Genomic DNA, 17,025 nt, shown 5'->3' with positions numbered 1-17,025 from the left:
ACGCAGGAATGACAACAAAATGAATTACTACAGTTTAAACAAACAAGCACCAAACACATCTTTTAAAGATGCTGTTATAAAAGGATTAGCTCCAGATAAAGGATTATACTTTCCAGAAAGCATTACACCTTTACCAAAAGATTTTTTTGATAATATTGATAATTTATCATATTCCGAAATTGCATTTGAAGCCATTAAGCAATTTGTGTCTCCTGAAATTCCTGAAGCAGTTTTAAAAACCATTGTTGAAGAAACCTTATCATTTGATTTTCCTGTAGTAGAATTGAATAAAAATATTTCTACTTTAGAGTTATTTCATGGTCCAACCATGGCATTTAAAGATGTTGGAGCACGATTTATGGCGCGTTGTTTAGGTTATTTTAATAAGGATAATACTAACGAAGTCACTGTTTTAGTAGCAACATCTGGAGATACTGGTGGAGCTGTAGCAAACGGATTTTTAGGCGTTAAAGGTGTAAATGTCGTAATACTCTACCCTAGCGGAAAAGTGAGTGATATTCAAGAAAAACAACTAACAACATTAGGTCAAAATATTAAAGCTTTAGAAGTTAACGGTACATTTGACGATTGTCAAGCTATGGTAAAAACGGCTTTTTTAGATGATACTTTAACTAGCAAAATGCAGTTAACATCTGCAAACTCAATTAACGTAGCACGTTGGTTACCACAATTATTCTACTTTATGTTTGCTTATAAGCAATTACATAACAAATATGAAGACATTGTGTTTTCTGTACCTTCTGGTAATTTTGGTAATGTTTGCGCAGGTATGATGGCACAACAATTAGGCTTACCAATTAAACATTTTGTAGCCTCTAATAACGCTAATAATGTAGTAACTCGTTATTTAATTTCAAAATTATACGAACCAAAACCTTCTGTTCAAACCATTAGTAATGCTATGGATGTTGGTGCTCCAAGTAACTTTATTCGTATTCAAGAAATTTATAAAAATAATTTTGAGAGTTTAAAAGAAAATGTATCGTCTTATAGTTTTTCTGATGATGAAACTAAAGAAGCTATGTTAGAAATTTATAATGACTATAGCTATGTAGCAGATCCACATGGTGCTGTAGGTTATTTAGGTTGTAAGTCTCATTTAAAAGAAAACCCAAATACTCATTGCGTATTTTTAGAAACAGCGCATCCTACTAAATTTTTAGATGTAGTTGAAGAAGTTATAAAAGAAGAACAACCTTTACCAGAACAAATACAGGCAGTTATGGGAGAAGAAAAAGAATCGGTTGTAATTTCTACTTATAATGATTTGAAACAATTTTTGCTAAACAAAAAATAGCAACTATCTATTATTTAAAGTCTATAGCTAAATTGTCATTTAGCTATAGACTAATTTACTTTATTCTTATTCAAGTGTTTTCTAAGCAATTATAATAATCTTTTGTAATTTGCACTAAGTTATTCTTTACAGCTTAGTTTAATGAAGTATAGACATACTATTGTATTTCGATTAGCACTTTTTTTCACAGGATTAATTATCTTTTCAATCTTGCTTTCAGGTTATTTGGTATTTAAAAAATCATCCAATGTGATTATTGAATACTCTAAAAATCGGATAGTATTTGAGTCTGAACTTGCTGAGCAAGCTTTTTATGCTTTGTTAGGAGAAGTTTCAAATGATATTGCTGTAATAGCTTCAAGTCCATCTTTACAAAATTATGTACTTGATTCTTCGTCTAAAAAAGCAACAGAAGACATTAATCAATTATTTAGCAGTGTACTTAAAAATAAGAAATCATATTTTCAAATTAGATATATAGGAACAGAAAATAATGGAAGAGAGATTATCCGTTTCGATAAAATAGATAACAAAATATTAAAATCTAATAATTTACAAGAAAAAGGAGATCGAGATTATTTTAAAGAAGCCATTAGTATCAAAAAAGGGGAATTCTATTTTTCTAAAATCAATTTAAACGAAGAGCATGGAGTCATCAGTATGCCCTACACACCTACATTAAGAGCAGCAAGTCCAATTTTTAATGCATCAAATAATATTATTGGAACTGTTATTATAAATGTAGATTTAAGCAAATTTTACAATATTCTTAATAAAATATCTAACGAAGAATCTCAGCTTTATTTAATTAATTCTGAAGGCGAATATTTATACGCTCCTGATAAGGACAAAGAATTTGCTTCTCAAATGGATACCTCCCATAATTTTTATACAGATTTTAATGTTGACGCTCAATCAATAACAAACTCTGATAACACAGCTGATAATTCAACAAAAACATTCAACAATGATCTGCTTAGTTACATCAAAGAATTAAATTATTTCCAACAAAAAAGAAAGGTTTATTTAATTTCAACTTTAAAACAGAAAGTACTACTAAAAAGTGCACAATCTGTTAAAAAAGATAGTATTAAAACATTACTTTGGGTGTGTTTAATTTCTATTTTAGTTTCATGGTTCTTTGTTAACTTCATTTCTAAAAAAATTAATCAAGTTACTAAAGCTATTAGTAATTATGATGAAGGAATAGCTATAAATATAGACCTTCCTGTAAATAGAAATGATGAAATTGGTGTTTTAGCGAGAACATTTAATAAAATGAAGACTAAAATAGACCAAAACTTAAAAAAACTTAATATTGCTCTTGAAAAAGAAAAACAAGCAAAACAGCAGCGAGATGAGTTTTTACAAAATATGAGTCACGAAATGCGAACGCCCCTCAATGCCATTTTAGGACTTAACCAATTACTACGTAAAAACACACCATTAGAGTCTCAATTACCAATAATTGAGGCATTGGAGCGTAGTTCTAATAATTTAGCAGGATTGGTTTACGATGTCCTAGATCATAAAAAACTTGTTGAAGGCAATTTAAATATTGAATATATTCCTACTAATATAAGCCTACTTTTAAATGATATTTATTCTAGTTATCATTATGAAGCCATACAAAAAGGACTGACTTTTGACATTGAAATTGATGAACAACTTAAAAATGACACTTTTCAAACAGATCCATTACGTTTTTCTCAAATTGTAACAAACTTAATTGTAAACGCAATAAAATTCACTTCAGAAGGAACTATAAAATTACATGCAAACCTTTCTCTTACAGATCCAAAACTTATAACAATTAGAGTTACAGATACAGGAATTGGCATATTACCTGAAAACATTGACAAAATAAACAATCGCTACTTTCAAGAGAACAACGATTTATCAGGTCGCTATGGAGGTTACGGACTAGGTTTATCTATTGTTAAACAATTAACCAATTTGTTTGGAGGTACTTTTAATGCAAAATCAAAGAAAGGTAGCGGATCAGAATTTTACGTTAACATTCCTGCCATTCCTTCAAGTTCAATAAAAAACAGTAATTCAGTAAAAGATATCATTCTACCCAAGCTAGAGAATTCATATAAAATTCTTCATATAGAAGATGATACATCTACATTAGAATTAATGAAACATATTCTATCGGATAACCAAATTAACTTAAAACAAGTTAGCAAATTAGTTGACGCAAAAGCGTATTTAGCTAAAAACACTCCAGATATAATTCTTAGCGATTTATTGTTAAACGAAACCCAACTAAAACCAGAACTTAAAAATTGGATAACCACAAAAAACATAAATTGCCCACTCGTTTTAATTTCTGCTTTAGAACCAGAAGAAATGGCAACAATTAGTCCAATATATTTTCAAAAACCCTTTGATATAGAACACCTAAAAGACTTTATATACTATACTTTAGGAGCTAATGAATTCTCAGTACCAGATTTTTCTAATATATACAGCAATTATGACCATGATATTAATAAAATAGCAAAAGTACTTAATCTAGTTATTGAAGAATTTGAAACTTACTTAACACGAATTAAAACTTCAATTGTAACAGAAAATCAGACAGATTGGGAAGCGATATTACATAAACTTATAGCGCATATAAACAACCTAAAATTAACCTCTCTATCAAATGTACTACCCAAAAAGGTTAACACTTTAAATGAAAAAGAAAAGCAGAAAATATATAACACATTTGCCTATTACCTGTGTTGTTTCAGATTAGAAAAACGTATTAATTTAAAAGGTTAATTTTTTTCAACAATTCTTTTTCATAACTCTGACTTACAGGAATGTGTTCATTATTAATTTCTATAAAACTGTTTCCTATGGTAGTTATTTTGTTCAAATTTACAATGTATGAACGATGCACACGTTGAAAATAATTTGGTAATTTAACTTCTAAATCTTTCATAGTCATTAGTGTTAATATTTTTTTGTCTTTAAAAAATACCGAAATATAATTGGCTTCAGATTTAAAATAAATAACCTCCTCTAAATCAATTTTAACCAATTTATTTCCATCCTTAACAAACAACCTATCCTCCTTATTTTTATGCTTTGAAATAAAACTTTTAACCTTCTGGAACCCTTTAAAAAACCTAGGAAAATTAATTGGCTTCACTAAAAAATCAACAATTTGATTATAGTTATAAGACTCGAGTGCAAAACCTTTATTGGAAGTAATCATTATAACAGCAGCATTTTTATCTACAATTTTCAGAATGTCTTCCCCTGTAATATCGGGCAAATTGTAATCTAATAAAATAATATCAAAATGAGATCTGTTTAATATATTTATTGATTCAAATCCAGAAGTTGTCGTTACTACACTGGTAATATCATCTATCTTGCTGCAAAAATGCTCTAGTAAGTCACACATTAAAGGATCATCATCTATTATAAGGCAAGTCATAGTTTTATCAAATAAATTACATGTTTCATCAAGCAATATAGCTAATCCGTACAATAAAAAAACCTAATAATGAACAAAAGGTTATAATTGAAGTATAAAAACATATAGATTATGACACGTTTTATATCCAGTATAAATAAAAACAGATTATTAGCTATTAGTATTGGTATCATCTATTTGTGGTTTGGAGCACTTAAGTTTTTTCCAGAATTAAGTCCTGCAGATCAGCTAGCTAAACAAACTATTTCTTTTTTAACTATTGGAATACTCCCTGAGATGTTTAGTATTATCACCTTAGCAATTATAGAAGTAACAATAGGTTTATGTTTATTGTTTAATTTTCAACTAAGAAATGCTGTTATTGCCGCTATACTACATTTAATACTAACATTTATACCTGTATTATTTTTTCCAGACATCTCGTTTTCTAAAGCACCATTTGTACTAACCTTAGTTGGACAGTATATTTTAAAAAACATTGTCATTATAAGTGCCTTACTCCTAATTTATCCATTAGATAAATACAAAGTAAACATCTAAATATTTATTAAGACAAAACTTATAATGGCACATAAAAAAAGCTACTTATAATACTTTAAAAACAACCAACTTTCTAATAATAACCAGTATAAAACCAATTTACATGAAGAAAAAAAGGATACTTTTAGCAATAGTCTTTGGTGGCTTATTTTTGTTAAGTTTTCAAGTGATAAACAATAAACTTCATTTATTACAATCACCTGGAGCAGTAATTGAAGATTATGTTGAGCCTGATTATAATTTAGGAGCAGGACATATAGACTCATTAATTCCATATCCAAACGCAAAAAAAGGAGAAAGAACTCCATTTGATTTATGGCGCTACGGTGGTAAAGGAAGTAGTTCTTTTACAACTCCAGAATTACCAATGTCTTGGGAAGAATGGGTTAAATTTCATGAAAAACAAAAACCAGAATTAATGGCAGATGTTAGAAAGTACATGAACTCTCGATTTGATTTTAATGGAAAAACTCATGAAGGCAAAGTAATGTCTGGTGGAAGAAAAGCTATTATGAAAGGTCCCATAGCTAAGTTACCAAAAGGTATTTCGTCTTATGAAACTTTAGCTAATTATTCTGCAGAAGAAATCAGAAACAAGGATTTATTTCCTTTCAAACCTTTAGCACATCCTTTACATTCAACAGCTCATATGCTTTTTCCTGATAGCTGGAATAAAGCTCATCCGGAACATGATAGAATAGATGTAGATCATGATTTTCCTGATACATATCTTCCTGAATTTCCGGCACCAATGTTTTTATCTAATCATAAAGAGCTTGGTGATGTTACTAAAGGTAGAGAAATTACTCTAGCAAATTATTTTGAGATTTTTAATGGATTGATTACTCCTGAACAAATGGAGGGGCTTAATGAACTTTTAACCCCTACTCCTACCACATGGTTTAACCATACACAACATAGAGTAACTTTAGAGCCAAGTGCAGGAGTATCATGCTTTTCTTGCCATGTTAATGGGCATACTAATGGTGCTATTGAATTAGGACCAGATAGTAGACCAAATCTTGCTAGATTAAGAGTTGACACACCTACCATGAGAGGAAATTATAATGCTATGCAATTAGCTTCGAAACGCTCTATTAGAAGTATGGATCATTTTGCTGAAGTTGAAGAATATTTTGATGGCGATCCAGGAATGCAACAACACATTGGACAAAGAGGTTTACAAAGGTCATTATCAAATAGAATGGGAGATTTTAATGCAATGCTAGATTATCCTCCAGCTCCTAAATTAGACGCTATGGGAAACTTAATACCTAGCAAGTCTACTAAAAAAGAATTATTTGGAGAACAATTATTTAAAGGAAAAGCAAAATGTGCAACTTGTCATTATGGTCCAGCATTTGCAGATGATTATTTACACGATTTAAAAGTAGAACGTTTTTATAAAGGCAGACCTGAAGGCCCAATAAAAACATTTGCTCTTAGAGGCATTAAAGATTCTCCTCCTTATTTACATGATGGAAGATTACCTACATTAGATGATGTTACCGAGTTTTTTAATTTAATTTTAGAGTTAAAACTAACCAAAGACGAAAAAGAAGCTATTACAGCATATATGCTGTGTTTGTAATACATCTTGATTATTAATTTTTATTTGAGGCTATTTGATTTAACAATTAAATAGCCTCTTTTTATTAAACTTTAATTTGTCAAATTTATACCATCAATGTTTGACTTTATTGAACAATACTCTATCTTCGAATATATTCAGTATAAAATTAAATTAGTCAAATTGAAAAACTTCTATTTCATAATTTTATTAGTGTTATGTTCTTGTTCTCAAAAGAAGAATAATCAATTATTACCTGAAAGTGATTTCTGTGCAAACATTCATAGAAATGATAGCTTAAGTCTTACTTCAGAATTAAAAGATATTTCTGAAAAAATGACCACCAAAACAGGTGTCTATGTTTTAGAAGACGGTGCGGGATCAATGGTAGCTAGAGCATGGTTATCTGAATATTCTGAAAAAACTATTGATATTCAGTATTTCATTTTTTCAATAGACAATATTGGCTTGATTGCTTGCGATTATTTAGTTAGAGCAGCAGATAGAGGCGTAAAAGTTAGAATTCTTTTAGACGACATTATGGTTGATGCAGGAATTGAAGATGTTTTAGCGTTAAATTCCCATAAAAACATTAGCATAAAAATATATAATCCAGGTGTTAATCTAGGTAAAAACATTTTTTCTAAAATTAAAAAATTTACTACAGATTTTAGATCAGCAAACCAACGTATGCATAATAAAACATTTATTGTAGACGGAAAGGTAGTAATTACTGGCGGTAGAAATATTGCTGATGAGTATTTTGATTACGATCATGAGTATAATTTTAGAGATAGAGATGTTTTATTAATTGGAAAAGAAACAAAACGTGTTAGTGCTTCTTTTTCCGAGTTTTGGAATAATTCTTTGAGTGTTCCTATAACAGATTTAAGTGATAATACCGATAATATTGAGCCATATAATTTTGATAAGCTTCATGAGTATGCTTGCAATCCTGAAAATTTTTGGCCTCAAGTACGAACTAGAATCGAAAACCTACCAACTGTTTTTAGAGAATTAAAAAAATCAGAAAAACTGGTTTGGGTCGACAATGTTTCTTTTGTTTCAGACTTACCTGGTAAAAACGATGGAACAAGTGGTTTAAAAGGAGGTGGAATTTCTACAAGTAAACTCATTGACTTACTAAACACAGCTAAACACGCTGTTGATATTCAAACCCCTTATTTAATTACAACAGAATTAAGCAGAAACTTATTTAAAAACGCTATTAAAAGAGGCGTAAAAATTAGAATATTAACTAATAGTCTTGCTTCAACAGATAATACAGAAGCTTTTAGTGCTTATCAAAGTGACAGAGCCAAACTTCTAGAAACGGGCGTTGAAATATTTGAATTCCGTCCTGATGCTGCAGAACGTGTTAGTATAATGACTGATGAATTACATGAAACTTTAGAAGAAAAACCTATTTTTGGTTTACATGCCAAAACAATGGTTATAGATGGAAAAACTACGGTAATAGGGACTTTTAATCTTGATCCTAGAAGCGCTAATTTAAACACAGAATGTATAACTATAATAGATTCTGAAAAAATTGCTAAAGGTGTTCTAAAAGGAATGAATAAAGAGTTTAAACCAGAAAATTCATGGAAAATAACACCAGATTTTAATCCAGATTCAGAAGTGAGTCATTTTAAAAGAATAAAAACTTGGACTCGTAAGGCATTACCAAAGTCAATTCTTTAATTTACTTTGTTGCAGTAAATGGGGCTTCTAGAAATCTTTTTATCATTTTAGAAATCTTTTTATGAGACTTTTTGGCTGGCATAAAACCTATAACACAAATATGTTCATTACCACTCATACCTTTAACTTCATATTTTCGTTCTTTCCCTGCTCTACCAAAACTATAAAGATCCATATTATGTAAGTTGCCTTTACGTATTTGCCTATGGTTTTCATTTGGCGCATCATCATCTGGAGTTTTAGCCAGAAACAGAACATTTTTCACTTTTGAGTCTCCTAAATAAAACCATTCTGGTGTAAAATCATAAAACTCACCACTAGGTATATGCTTTTTTCCATCTGCAGTTACAAAATAATCTTCAGCATCAGCCTTCCCTCCTGCTACACCTTCTAAAAGAAAGCAATAATCACCTTGAGATTTAAGAACTTTAATTGCTATATGATTAGTAAAAAACCAATATTGGAATGTAAATGTTTTGTTAGACGATTCTAAAATAACATATTCACCTTCGGTCTTATTATCAACAATTATAGTACTAGATCCACTATCTCTACCTGCATGACCAAAATTACCAACGCTATTTGGAAAACCACGAAAATTACCATTTGGTCCTGGTTCTAAATAAGAAGCTATCCAGTCATTACCTTCATTATCAATAAAACTTTTAAAACCAGAAACACCATTATCTTTCTCAAAATATACTGTTCCCATTGGCATTTCAATTTTATAACAGCCCGTTCCATGCCATTCAACCTCAGTAAGTTTTACTTTTTTTTCTTGAGAAAAACTAAATATTGAACAAACAAATAAGGCTATAAAAAAGATTTTAGTATTTCGAATATTTATCATGATTTATAAGTTTTTTATAAATATATCATAAGAATTAATAAGATCAAAGTTAACGTATATATTTCGTTTGTTTTTCTTTTTTTTCGTTTGCTTTCTTTTCATATCTTAGCAAAACTAAATAACAAATAAGCTTATTTGTATTATAAATATGTATTCATAAAATAAATAAAGGGATAAAAAAATGTCTAAACAAAAGTTAAAAAAAGCAGTCAAAATGCTGCTTATGGGAGTATTTTCTTTGATGCTTTTAACACAATGTAGTAATGCTAAACAACAAAAAGTAAAGCCTAGAATATTAATTAGTACAGATATTGGAGGAACAGACCCTGATGATTTTCAATCTATGATTCATTTATTAATGTACGCCGATCTTTTTCAAATTGAAGGATTAGTATCTACTTCCTTTAAAACAGGAACTACACAAGATATTCTTGACATGATTGCCCTTTATGAAAAAGACTTAGATAAATTAAAAAAACATGCACCAGAACTTCCGCTTCCAGATTCATTAAGAGCTATTTGTAAAGAAGGTGCTAAAGTAGGCGCAACTTATAAAGGTTATGATAGTCCTACTGAAGGATCGGAATGGATTATAAAATGTGCAAAAAAGAAAAGTGATCAACCTTTATGGGTTTTAGTATGGGGTGGTATAGAAGATGTCGCTCAAGCTTTGCATGATGCACCTGAAATTGAAAAAAACATTAGAGTTTACTGGATTGGAGGGCCAAATAAAAAATGGGGACCTAATGCCTATGCTTATATTGCAGAAAACCATCCAAACCTTTGGATGATTGAATCAAATGCCACATACAGAGGTTGGTTTTTAGATAAAGAATCTCCAAAAGATATTACAAATGCCTCATACTTTGAAAACCATATAAAAGGAAATGGTGCTATGGGAGTAGATTTTAAAAAACGCTATGGAGGTCATATAAAAATGGGAGATACTCCTTCACTTGCGTATGTAATGAATGGTAATCCTGATGATCCAACTAGTGAAAGCTGGGGCGGTCAATACACTCCAATTACTCATAGTTCTAGATCTATTTTTAATCGTAATACAACTATTGCTGATACCGTAAAAGCTTATGGTATTCAAGAATGGCGTTTTAAGGGGCCTGAATTATCAATTCCTCAAGACTCAGCTTGTTTTACAGTAACTATTTCAAAACAAGTTTGGCCAGGTTATTATTTAGGAAATAGTACTTATGGCTTTCGTTATTCTTCAAAAAAACCTGAAAAAGGAAGTTATTTAACATCGAGTAAAATACCAGAATTAGATGGACAACATGGTGAATATGTTAGTATTAAACCTTGGCCAGGAAAAGAAGATGCAGACGATTATAAACTTGGACCAAACTGGTATGGAGACATGCCTAACCCTGAATTGTTCTTTGGCGTACAACAAGGTGCTAGAACGATTTCAAAACACAGAGAAGCTTTTTTAATGGATTGGGCTAAACGATGGGAATGGATTAAAAATTAAGATTTTTTTCCCATTTGTTTCCAAATTCATATTATTAATTTGTATCAAAACCAACTAAACCAATTAAATACATGACAATAAAAACTAATAAGATTTTTCTATATATTTTATTCTTTTGTGGAATATGTCTTGTTTCAGCTCAAGAAAAACCAAGAGTTTTTGTTTTAACAGATATTGAAAATGAACCAGATGATGCCATGTCTATGGTTCGTTTTCTAGTCTATGCCAATAATTATGATATTGAAGGATTAGCTGCTACAACTTCTGTGCATCAACAACATGAAGTCGCAACCTATCGCATCAAAGAAATTGTTGAAGCTTATAGTAAAGTAAGAGACAATTTAGAAAAACACGAACCTGGTTTTCCAACAGGAGATTATTTAAAATCTATAATTACTGAAGGACTTCCAGAATATGGTGTAAAAGCAGTAGGAAAAGGAAAAGATTCTCCTGCTTCTGAATTGCTAATACAATCGATTGACAAAAACGATACAAGACCATTATGGGTAACTGTTTGGGGTGGACCAAATGTATTAGCTCAGGCACTTTGGAAAGTGAAACAAACACGATCTGTTAAAGAGGTTGATAAATTTATTTCAAAAATTCGTGTTTATACTATTTCAGATCAAGATGATAGTGGTCCTTGGATACGAAAAGAATTTCCAAACTTATTTTATATTGTAAGTCCTGGATTTAATGATGGTGGTGGTTATCATCATGCAACTTGGAGCGGTATTAGTGGTGATTTTTTTCATGCGCGCTGTGATGGTGCCGACTTTACCATTGTTTCAAATGAATGGTTAGAAAAAAATATTAGAAAAAAAGGACCGTTAGGAGCCGAATACCCACGTTGGGATTATTTAATGGAAGGAGATACGCCTTCATTTTTATCATTAATTAATAATGGATTAAATGATCCTGAACATCCAGAATATGGTGGCTGGGGAGGTCGATACGAATTATACACGCCACGTTACCGCAAATGGCAGCTTTATCCAGAAAGTAGACCTATTTATTCTGATGCAGAAGATGAAGTATTAGGTATAGATAGTCGTTGGCATCTAGGAAATCATGAAACTATTTGGCGTTGGCGTGAGGCATTTCAAAATGATTTTGCAGCAAGAATGGATTGGACAATCAACACCTTCGACAAAGCCAACCACCCTCCTATTGTTAAAATTGGCCATGACATAAATTTGACAGCAAAAATAGGTGATCGCGTTAATTTAAGCGCAAAAGGTTCTACAGATCCAGATGGAGACGCCCTGTCATATAAATGGTTTTACTATAAAGAAGCCGGAACTTTTTCAGTTTCAAGTGCTCGTAGTGGACAACCCGTTGAAATTCAAAATAACGATCAGCAAAACGCTTGGTTTACAGTACCAACAAAACGATTAGGAGGTGATGGTACAGGAACTATGCATATTATTCTAGCAGTTACCGATCATGGTTCTCCACGTTTAACACGCTATCAAAGAGTTATAGTTACAATAGAAAAATAAAAAGTATAAAGATGATAGATATTAATAAAGTATTCTTTTTAAAATTTTCTCTCTTATTAGCACTAATAATTACAGGCTGTAAGAATAATGTTGACCTACCAAATATGTCTGCTCACATCCCTTTTGATGAAGGTGAAGGTATTGAAATATCAGAAATGATTAGTGGAACTAAAGGTTTATTAAACAATACAAATGCAGATTCCGTATGGGTATCGGGTGCTTTAGGAAGCGCTATACATTTTGATGGAGAAGATGACCATATTATTATACCAAATAATTCAGCATTCGATTTTGGTGATGAGGATTTTTCAGTTTCCTTTTTGTTGAAATGGCCAAAAGGAGTAAAACCTTACTATGAACATTTACTAACTAAAGGAGATTACCAAGCAAGTGTTGAAGGAGAAACAGGAAAACGCTGGGAAATAACATTTGTTGGTGGTAGAGGCGTTTGCTTTAATATTGATGATGATATTAATAGGTCTTCTCTATTAGCACCTCTAGATGCATTCACAACCGGAGAATGGGTTCATGTTGTAATGGTTCGTGATACGAAAAACAAACAAATAAGAGCGTACGCAAATGGAGTGCTTCAAAAATCTATAAAACCATACGATAAATACTATGATGGTATAGATAGAGTTGGTAATATTTCCAATCCACAAGATTTGTATATTGGTGATGCCAGCCGTTTAGATAACCCTTTTCTTGGTGAATTAGACGATATTAGAATATACAAAAGCGCTTTAACAACTCAACAAATATTAAGTATTTCTGAACAATCCGGAATTAAGGTATCTGCAGAAGCTATAAGCTCAAAAATAAACATATCAGAAAAACCACGAATTATTGTTACTAGCGATGGTGAAATAGACGACGAGTGCTCCATGGTTCGATTTTTATTATATTCAAATGAATGGGATGTTGAAGGTATTGTTACTTCTAGCTCACAATACCATTGGCGTGGACATAAATGGGCCGGTGATGATTGGATTGATCCTTATCTTGAAGCCTATACAAAAGTGTATCCTAACTTAATAAAACACAGTAAAGAGTACCCAACTCCAGACTATTTAAAATCTATTAATTTTCTTGGTAATGTTGATGCAGAAGGTGAAATGGACTCTATTACTCCTGGTTCGCAACACATTGTAAAAGTACTTTTAGATGAATCAGACAACAACCCTATTTGGCTTCAAGCTTGGGGAGGTACCAATACCATTGCCAGAGCTTTAAAAACGATTGAAGAAGAGCATCCTGAAAAAATGGAATCTGTTGCTAAAAAATTACGTTTTTTCTTTATTTGGGAACAAGATGACACTTATCAAAAATATATACGTCCGCATTGGGGGAAATATAATATTCAAACCATCATATGCGACCAATTTTGGGCTGTTGCTTATCAATGGGATAAAATAATACCTTCTGATAAAATAGATTATTTTAAATCTAATTGGATGAAATCAAATATTTTAGAAAATCACGGACAACTTTGTTCTTTATATGAAGCCTATAAAGGTGGAAATGATAATGAAGGCTTTAGAGCAGAAAACCATAAAAAGAAAGATGATTTTAGATCTGAAGGTGATTCTCCTTCATTTATATATACTATTCCAACAGGATTAAGGTCTTTAGAATCTCCTTCGTATGGAGGTTGGGGAGGTCGTTATACCAATGTTAGAGAAAATACATGGCTAGATCCTGTTCCTGATGCTAATTACACCTATCCCGAAGGACGATGGTATACAAGATCTGCATTTGGACGAAGCTATATGCGTGATACATATCCTGAAAATCAAGATGTAATGCACGAATATTTCAAACCAATTACACGTTGGACAGATGCTTTACAAAACGATTTTGCTGCACGTGCCGATTGGTGTGTAAAATCTTTTGAAGATGCTAATCATAGCCCAGTTGTATTACTTGATCATCCTTTAGATAGAAATACTAAAGCAAATAAAACCGTGAAGCTTAAAGCTAAAGGAACTTATGATCCTGACGGCGATGAATTAACTTATAATTGGTGGCAATATGAAGAAGCTGATACTTATAGTGGAAGTGTTCAAATTATAAATGCTGATAAACAAAACGCTTCCTTTATTGTTCCAAGCGATGTACAAAAAGGAGATACTTTTCATATTGTTTGTGAAGTAACTGATAACGGTACACCTCAAATAACAAGATACCAACGTGTTATTTTAACAGTTCAATAGAATTAAAGATGATAACAAATAAAAAACAATACATAACAGTATTTAAAATGACTTTTATAGTCTTCTTTACATTTTGTTATCCTCAGCTTCATGCTCAAAATGATACATATAAATTGCATTCTAATGTAGAATATGGACAAACATCAACCGAAAAGCTCCTACTTGACATTAGAGAACCAAAAGAAGATGGAACATTTCCCGTTGCAATTTATGTTCATGGTGGTGCTTGGATGTGGGGAGACAAAGCCAATCCTGATGATGCACCTGCCTTAGAAATGCTAACAAAAGCAAAATTTGTTTCATTTTCTATTAATTACCGTCTTGCTCCAAAACATCGATGGCCAGCATGCCTAAATGATGTTGAAACGGCTATTCGTTGGGTAAAAGCCAATGCAAAAAAATATAAAGGCGATCCTAATAAAATAGTCCTTATAGGGTATTCTGCAGGTGGACAATTAGCAACCTTTGCGTCTACAGTTGTTGATGAAAGCATAAATGTTCAGGCTGTTATTGGATATGCACCTTTAACCGATTTTGTTCAAGAACTTCCTAAGCGAGGCAATATACTTGGTAGTGCACAACGTGGGCTATTAAACCGTCCGCAAGAACTAACTCTAGAATCTCTAGGCATGTTAAAAGCCCTATCCCCTATTAATTATGTTCGCCCAGGACTTCCTCCATTTTTACTAGTCCATGGAGATGCAGATAATTCGGTACCATACGAACAATCGCTTTTATTTCAAACAAAACTAAGAACTAATGGCGTTCGTTGTGATTTAATTACCATACCTGGTGCGCCTCATAGATTAACAAAATGGAATGATTTCTTAAAGAATTATGATGAACAAATAATCACTTGGTTAAAAGAAGTTATTGGTGAATAACATATAATACAATGAATTTTATAAACTAAAATTGGACACATGAAAAAAATTAGCTTTTTAATTATTCTAATAATAACATCTGTTTCTAGCAATTTATTAGCACAATCGCCATGGCAAGACCATGGAAAATTAGAAGCTTCATCTAACGGTCATTATATTCAACATGAAGATGGTAATCCTTTTTTATGGATTGGAGATACAGGTTGGGGTATGTTTCAACAACTTACAAGAGAAGAAGTCGACCAATATCTAGACAGCAGACAAGCTTTAGGTTTTACAGTCATTCAAGCTGTAGCACATTGGTCTCCGCATGGAGGTGGTTTAAGCAGAAGTCCTGATAATGCAGTGAATGCTTATGGTCATAGTCCTTTTACAGGAGATGAAAAACATCCAAATACATCTGAACCACTCGTTGTTAAAGGTGGTAGTATGAATGCTCCTAATGATTATTGGGATCATGCAGACTATGTCATTGAAGCAGTAAAGAAACGTAATATGTATTTAGCCCTTTTACCTTGTTGGGCATCTCAACTTGTTACGGGTACTCATGAATATACTGCTGAAGAAGCCAAAATTTATGGTGCTTTTTTAGGCAAACGCTATAGCAAAGAGCCTCACATTATTTGGGTTTTGGGAGGAGATACCAAAGCGCAGTTTAGTGCTTATGACAAAAATCAAAAATTTAGCGAATACGATTATCGTGATGTTTATAGGTCAATGGCTGAAGGTATTGTAAATGGTGTTACAGGTAAAAAACCTGCTTGGAACGAAAAACATGCAGCTTGGGATGACGTTTTCTTTACATACCATCCAAATGGAGATGCGCCTTATGGCTCATCACAATGGTTTCATGACGATGTTTGGCAAGATGTTAATGGTGTAGAAGTTTGGAAAGAAGTTAATGATGTATATAGAACCATGTTAGATGACTATCAATTAACAAGTCCCGTAAAACCTAGTTTATTTCTAGAAGGATCTTATGAATATGGAACTTACAGACATGATTGTGGTTGGGTAACTCCTGTTCGTGTTCGCAGACAATTTTATCAAACGTACTTTGCGGGTGGCGCAGGACATACATATGGAGCAGCTCCAATTTGGGCAATGAGAGGTAATGAAGGTGATTATAATTGTGGATATACCTGGCAAGAAGCATTAAATTTCCCAGCAGCTAAACAAGTATCGGTAATAGGAAAACAATTTTTAAAAGATCATAACTGGTATGAATGGATTCCAAATGGTAATGTTATTTCTGGAGTTGGTAAAAATGAAAGTTTAAAAACAGCTGTAACTACCAAATCTAATGATATGGCATTGGTATATTTTTCAAATAACTCACATTGTAAGGTTACTAATGTTTTAAATAAAAATGCAGAAGCCTATTGGTTTTATCCTAGAAATGGCAAAAAAGAAACCGTTACAGTATTTAAAGAAAATGAGTCTAGAATAATGGCGCCTCCATCAAAATGGGAAGATGCTATATTAATACTTCGAATTCAAAAATAAAATTAAAAAAATA

12 protein-coding genes are annotated in these 17,025 nt (G+C 31.8%); 10 read left to right on the top strand and 2 right to left on the bottom strand.

The window, feature by feature from the left end:
- The first annotated feature begins 19 nt into the window (after positions 1–19).
- Both thrC and ACH5TX_RS18425 read left to right on the top strand, forming a co-directional pair.
- Positions 20–1,318, top strand: a complete 1,299-nt coding sequence (gene thrC / locus ACH5TX_RS18430) for a threonine synthase (protein ID WP_439340964.1) — start codon at positions 20–22, stop codon at positions 1,316–1,318.
- A 141-nt stretch (positions 1,319–1,459) separates the two neighbouring features.
- Positions 1,460–4,093, top strand: a complete 2,634-nt coding sequence (locus ACH5TX_RS18425) for an ATP-binding protein (protein ID WP_439340963.1) — start codon at positions 1,460–1,462, stop codon at positions 4,091–4,093.
- Here the strand turns inward: ACH5TX_RS18425 and ACH5TX_RS18420 are convergent.
- Entirely contained in the window at positions 4,077–4,757 is a 681-nt protein-coding gene (locus ACH5TX_RS18420; protein WP_439340962.1) for a LytR/AlgR family response regulator transcription factor, read from the bottom strand. The genes ACH5TX_RS18425 and ACH5TX_RS18420 overlap by 17 nt on opposite strands.
- A 111-nt stretch (positions 4,758–4,868) precedes the next feature.
- Between ACH5TX_RS18420 and ACH5TX_RS18415 the strand changes: the two genes are divergently transcribed.
- The 3 genes from ACH5TX_RS18415 to ACH5TX_RS18405 all read left to right on the top strand — a co-directional run bounded on the left by ACH5TX_RS18415 (position 4,869) and on the right by ACH5TX_RS18405 (position 8,571).
- Positions 4,869–5,297 (top strand): doxx family protein, encoded by a 429-nt coding sequence (locus ACH5TX_RS18415; protein ID WP_439340961.1) that lies wholly within the window; start codon positions 4,869–4,871, stop codon positions 5,295–5,297.
- Between the two features lie 103 nt (positions 5,298–5,400).
- On the top strand, positions 5,401–6,888 hold the full coding sequence (locus tag ACH5TX_RS18410; protein WP_439340960.1) for a cytochrome C: 1,488 nt from the start codon (positions 5,401–5,403) through the stop codon (positions 6,886–6,888).
- A 162-nt stretch (positions 6,889–7,050) separates the two neighbouring features.
- On the top strand, positions 7,051–8,571 hold the full coding sequence (locus ACH5TX_RS18405) for a phospholipase D family protein (protein ID WP_439340959.1): 1,521 nt from the start codon (positions 7,051–7,053) through the stop codon (positions 8,569–8,571).
- A gap of 1 nt (position 8,572) precedes the next feature.
- On the opposite strand, the gene ACH5TX_RS18400 is transcribed toward ACH5TX_RS18405, so the two are convergent.
- Complete coding sequence (locus ACH5TX_RS18400) at positions 8,573–9,421, bottom strand: hypothetical protein (RefSeq protein WP_439340958.1); 849 nt, start codon at positions 9,419–9,421, stop codon at positions 8,573–8,575.
- A gap of 223 nt (positions 9,422–9,644) precedes the next feature.
- Here ACH5TX_RS18400 and ACH5TX_RS18395 point away from each other — a divergent pair, with 223 nt between their 5' ends.
- From ACH5TX_RS18395 to ACH5TX_RS18375, 5 genes are all read left to right on the top strand, one after another.
- Positions 9,645–10,907, top strand: a complete 1,263-nt coding sequence (locus ACH5TX_RS18395) for a nucleoside hydrolase-like domain-containing protein (RefSeq protein WP_439340957.1) — start codon at positions 9,645–9,647, stop codon at positions 10,905–10,907.
- 71 nt (positions 10,908–10,978) lie between these two features.
- Positions 10,979–12,409 (top strand): nucleoside hydrolase-like domain-containing protein, encoded by a 1,431-nt coding sequence (locus ACH5TX_RS18390; RefSeq protein ID WP_439340956.1) that lies wholly within the window; start codon positions 10,979–10,981, stop codon positions 12,407–12,409.
- Between the two features lie 11 nt (positions 12,410–12,420).
- Complete coding sequence (locus ACH5TX_RS18385; RefSeq protein ID WP_439340955.1) at positions 12,421–14,622, top strand: nucleoside hydrolase-like domain-containing protein; 2,202 nt, start codon at positions 12,421–12,423, stop codon at positions 14,620–14,622.
- Between the two features lie 8 nt (positions 14,623–14,630).
- Positions 14,631–15,506, top strand: coding sequence for an alpha/beta fold hydrolase (locus ACH5TX_RS18380; RefSeq protein ID WP_439340954.1), 876 nt, complete (start codon positions 14,631–14,633; stop codon positions 15,504–15,506).
- Between the two features lie 39 nt (positions 15,507–15,545).
- Positions 15,546–17,012 (top strand): glycoside hydrolase family 140 protein, encoded by a 1,467-nt coding sequence (locus ACH5TX_RS18375; protein WP_439340953.1) that lies wholly within the window; start codon positions 15,546–15,548, stop codon positions 17,010–17,012.
- Positions 17,013–17,025: the final 13 nt, after the last annotated feature.

The organism is Thalassobellus citreus (assembly GCF_044385915.1).
GTDB lineage: Bacteria > Bacteroidota > Bacteroidia > Flavobacteriales > Flavobacteriaceae > Thalassobellus > Thalassobellus citreus.
Note: the sequence above shows the minus strand (reverse complement) of the source record. Positions and strands in the feature narration are given on the sequence as shown.

Excerpts from the sequence above, each read along its gene's own strand:
- ACH5TX_RS18390 (WP_439340956.1), top strand. The coding sequence starts at position 10,979 with ATGACAATAAAAACTAATAAGATTTTTCTATATATTTTATTCTTTTGT.
- ACH5TX_RS18425 (WP_439340963.1), top strand. The coding sequence starts at position 1,460 with ATGAAGTATAGACATACTATTGTATTTCGATTAGCACTTTTTTTCACA.
- ACH5TX_RS18375 (WP_439340953.1), top strand. The coding sequence starts at position 15,546 with ATGAAAAAAATTAGCTTTTTAATTATTCTAATAATAACATCTGTTTCT.
- ACH5TX_RS18380 (WP_439340954.1), top strand. The coding sequence starts at position 14,631 with ATGATAACAAATAAAAAACAATACATAACAGTATTTAAAATGACTTTT.
- ACH5TX_RS18410 (WP_439340960.1), top strand. The coding sequence starts at position 5,401 with ATGAAGAAAAAAAGGATACTTTTAGCAATAGTCTTTGGTGGCTTATTT.
- ACH5TX_RS18415 (WP_439340961.1), top strand. The coding sequence starts at position 4,869 with ATGACACGTTTTATATCCAGTATAAATAAAAACAGATTATTAGCTATT.
- ACH5TX_RS18385 (WP_439340955.1), top strand. The coding sequence starts at position 12,421 with ATGATAGATATTAATAAAGTATTCTTTTTAAAATTTTCTCTCTTATTA.
- thrC (WP_439340964.1), top strand. The coding sequence starts at position 20 with ATGAATTACTACAGTTTAAACAAACAAGCACCAAACACATCTTTTAAA.
- ACH5TX_RS18420 (WP_439340962.1), bottom strand. The coding sequence starts at position 4,757 with ATGACTTGCCTTATAATAGATGATGATCCTTTAATGTGTGACTTACTA.
- ACH5TX_RS18395 (WP_439340957.1), top strand. The coding sequence starts at position 9,645 with ATGGGAGTATTTTCTTTGATGCTTTTAACACAATGTAGTAATGCTAAA.
- ACH5TX_RS18400 (WP_439340958.1), bottom strand. The coding sequence starts at position 9,421 with ATGATAAATATTCGAAATACTAAAATCTTTTTTATAGCCTTATTTGTT.